A 3,270-nucleotide genomic window follows, 5' to 3' on the forward strand; every position below is an offset into this window, starting at 1 on the left:
GGACCGCCGCCACAACCGAGCATGCCAGCCATCCGGCAGGCCATTCTCGACATCTTCGCGCGACCTCCCCCAAAGCGATGTCCGCATTGTGATCGGCTGCTCGCCAAACCCGTCGAGCCTAAACTGCCAAAGTAGTGCTAGCAGAATTTCCGCGTCCATTTTTCTCTAAAGTATTTCTCGTAATCAGCTTGATCTTCGGGATCGAAATCATCCTCGGATTTGACGGGGTGCATATCGAAGAAGAAGTGGAGGACGAGGACCGCTCCAACACGTTTCTCACGGGCTGGAAGGGCCGCGGGACGAAAGAGCTTTTGCTGCGATAGGTCTAATGCACCATAGGCGCAACGGCGAATCTAATATCTTGATTTATCAGTATTTGCTGCTTTATCTCAATGGCATATGTCGCGTCGTGTGCACTCCATTCTGGGCCTCGATACGACACTTTTCGTAACTTTTCGACCTCTCAGTGTACACAGAGCGCGCACGAGGCGGAGTTCGCCGCTTTCCTGGCCGCGCACGCGGAACTCGAATTGCCGGACGGGCGCCAGCGCGTTGTTCGGCATGGACATGATCCGGTTCGTCCAATTCAGACGGGAATTGGGCCGGTCGAGGTAGCGAAGCCGAAATCGCGCGATCGTGGCGCGGCGACCGCTGATGAGCGCATCCGCTATGCGTCGTCGATCCTGCCGAAATGGGCGCGGCGCATGAGGAGCCTCGACGTACTTTTGCCGGCTCTTTATCTGCGCGGCGTTTCCACCGGCGATTTTCAGGAAGTGCTGACGGCGTTGCTCGGAAAAGACGCGCCGAACCTTTCGCCTGCAGTGATCGCGCGGCTCAAGAGCGAGTGGGAAGACGAGTATCGGCGCTGGCAAGGGCGCGATCTGTCAGCGCGCCGCTATGTTTATGTCTGGGCCGACGGCGTCTATCTGCAAGCGCGCATGGAGCCGCAGGCCGAATGTATGTTGGTGCTCATCGGCGCGACGCCCGAGGGCAAGAAAGAGCTGCTCGGCTTTCAGACAGGCATGCGGGAAAGCGCGCAGAGCTGGAAGGAATTGCTCGTCGATTTAAAGGCGCGCGGTCTGTTGATCGCGCCAGAGGTCGCCGTCGGCGATGGCGCGCTCGGCTTTTGGAAAGCGTTGGAGGAGACGTTCCCATCGACGCGCCACCAGCGTTGCTGGCAGCACAAGACTCTAAACGTTCTCGACAAACTGCCGAAGTCCGTGCAGCCCAACGCTCATCAGGATTTGCGCGAAATCTGGCTTGCCGAAAATCGCGCAGCGGCCGAAGCTGCAATGACGACCTTCGCCGAGAAATACGCGCCCAAATACGATAAGGCCGTCGATTGCGTGCTCAAGGACCGCGACGCTCTGCTGACGTTTTTTGATTTTCCCGCCGAGCATTGGACGCATCTGCGTACATCGAACCCAATCGAAAGCGCCTTCGCGACGGTGCGGCATCGCACGGTTCGCATGAAGGGCGCGCTTTCCCAGGACACGGCGCGCCTCATGGTCTCAAGCTGATCATGGCGGCGGCGAAAAGTTGGCGACGACTGCAAGGACAAAATCAGTTGCCGAAGGTCGTCAGCGGTGTAACATTCCGCGACGGCATCGAAGTCCCAAGCAAAGAAAAGTCCGCCGCTTGATTCAAGCCGTCACCGAAAATCCAGCATAGCTCTGAACTGCCGTCCGTGAGCTGAATGTCGGCGAGAATCAGCCCGGGTCGTTGACGCTTGGCGAGTTCCACGACCGCCTGATGCGTGCGCGCGACGCCGATCACGCGATGGCCGAGATCGCGCGCAATGAATTCTATGTCCTGCGCGATCAGCAACTCGTCCTCGATGATGAGCACGTCGGTCGCGACGCGTTCGGCAATTTCCCGGCCAGCCTCCCGCACAAGCGCCTCAACTTCTTCTTCGGTCACGCCCAAGATCGCGGCGGCGTCTGCAACCGAAAAGCCTTCAACCGTGCCGAGCAGAACGGCCTGTCGCGAACGCGGCGTCGCATGCTGATGTTATGCTGAGCGGCGGAAATTTCGTCGGTGGGCGCCGCTTCGGTGTTCAGCCGGATCGATGACCAGGAGGCCATGAACAGATGGTAAAGCCCAACCTTGGGCGACATATTCGCGGGGAAGAGCGTCCGGGTCGGCGGCGAGCGCCTCGAGAGTGGCCACAACAAACATAGGCGTCGCCGCTTTTTTGCGAGCCGCAGAGCGCCCTAGCGAAGCGGCGCAAGTAGGGTAGGTGCACCTCAATTTCACGGGAGAGGTTCATGGCTTCATCTTATTGCCGGCCACACCGTGGGATCAATACAACCCGTTTGATATGTCACGGTCTTCCTCGGTTGCAGTTGGGAGGTCATATCTGCCGTCGCTCCGCTATTTTCTCATCTGGCGGATCATCAAGTGGCGTCGGATCCAGGCGGAAGTTGCGCAAGATCAGGTTCTCCTGCCTTGAGCAGAAGACGTCACCAAACGCCACCCGAGCGCGCGATCTATGTCTTGCTGTATCGTTCTGGTCGGGGTTCGACCAATTGATCGCCGCCATGACGGCCTTCACATAGTCGCCGGCCTTGGCGCCGATGTCGCATTGCACTTAATTGCCAGAATGCGACGGTTCGCGCCTCGGGCCGTGGTGGGGGGATCGTCAAATTAATTTGAATTTTCCGGCGATATCCCCGCCTCGACCTGAGCCATCAATTTAAAGCGTTATAGTGCAGGCAGGGCAATGCCGGGCGGATGGGGGCAAACTACCGCTCTCGATCGCATTGTCGGCTGGTAGACATCTCGGCTGTCGTCGCTCGCTGGATATCGTCTTCAGTAAAATCGACAGATAACCCTGAACGCATCGCCGATGAAACGATCTGCGCTATCTACTTCGACAACTATGATGAGGCTGGTGAGGCGGCGCGAGCGCGTATCCATGAGCGAGGCCAGTTCGCGCTTGGCGCTGCTGATGGGTAGAGCCACGAAAGCATAACGCCCTGCATCCCAGCGAGAGAGGGAGCGGAACATGGCCAAGATCGTATGCGTGCTGTACGACGATCCGGTCGACGGTTATCCGAAAGCCTATGCGCGCGATGACGTGGCTCAGCCCAAATGCTATCCCGACGGACAAACGCTGCCCTCCCCAAAAGCAATCGATTTCAAGCCGGGTACGCTCCTTGGCAGCGTTTCCGGCGAACTAGGACTACGCAAATTCCTAGAGTCGAACGGTCATCGCCTAGTAGTGACATCCAGCAAGGACGGCGCGGACAGCGTACTCGACCAAGAGCT

General features: G+C 58.5%; 4 protein-coding genes and 2 pseudogenes. 2 read left to right on the forward strand and 4 right to left on the reverse strand.

All coding sequences use genetic code 11. The features are described 5' to 3' along the window. The first annotated feature begins 392 nt into the window (after positions 1 to 392). A pseudogene (locus ACR65T_RS00005) lies at positions 393 to 1,642 on the forward strand (IS256 family transposase). Here the strand turns inward: ACR65T_RS00005 and ACR65T_RS00010 are convergent. The 4 genes from ACR65T_RS00010 to ACR65T_RS00025 form a co-directional block, all read right to left on the reverse strand. Next, positions 1,564 to 1,974 carry a hypothetical protein gene (locus ACR65T_RS00010; protein ID WP_434494573.1) on the reverse strand — a complete coding sequence of 137 codons (411 nt, stop codon included), beginning with the start codon at positions 1,972 to 1,974 and terminating at the stop codon, positions 1,564 to 1,566. The pseudogene ACR65T_RS00005 and the gene ACR65T_RS00010 sit on opposite strands and share 79 nt — an antisense overlap. Before the next feature lie 82 nt (positions 1,975 to 2,056). Further along, positions 2,057 to 2,269 (reverse strand): hypothetical protein, encoded by a 213-nt coding sequence (locus ACR65T_RS00015; protein WP_434494570.1) that lies wholly within the window; start codon positions 2,267 to 2,269, stop codon positions 2,057 to 2,059. A gap of 84 nt (positions 2,270 to 2,353) precedes the next feature. After that, positions 2,354 to 2,590, reverse strand: a complete 237-nt coding sequence (locus ACR65T_RS00020) for a hypothetical protein (protein ID WP_434494571.1) — start codon at positions 2,588 to 2,590, stop codon at positions 2,354 to 2,356. A 221-nt stretch (positions 2,591 to 2,811) separates the two neighbouring features. Further along, complete coding sequence (locus ACR65T_RS00025) at positions 2,812 to 3,009, reverse strand: hypothetical protein (RefSeq protein ID WP_434494572.1); 198 nt, start codon at positions 3,007 to 3,009, stop codon at positions 2,812 to 2,814. Between ACR65T_RS00025 and ACR65T_RS00030 the strand changes: the two are divergent. After that, positions 3,008 to 3,270 (forward strand): annotated as a pseudogene (locus ACR65T_RS00030) (NAD-dependent formate dehydrogenase); the annotation flags it as partial. The gene ACR65T_RS00025 and the pseudogene ACR65T_RS00030 overlap by 2 nt on opposite strands.

The organism is Methylocystis sp. (assembly GCF_051061285.1).
Taxonomy (GTDB): Bacteria; Pseudomonadota; Alphaproteobacteria; order Rhizobiales; family Beijerinckiaceae; genus Methylocystis.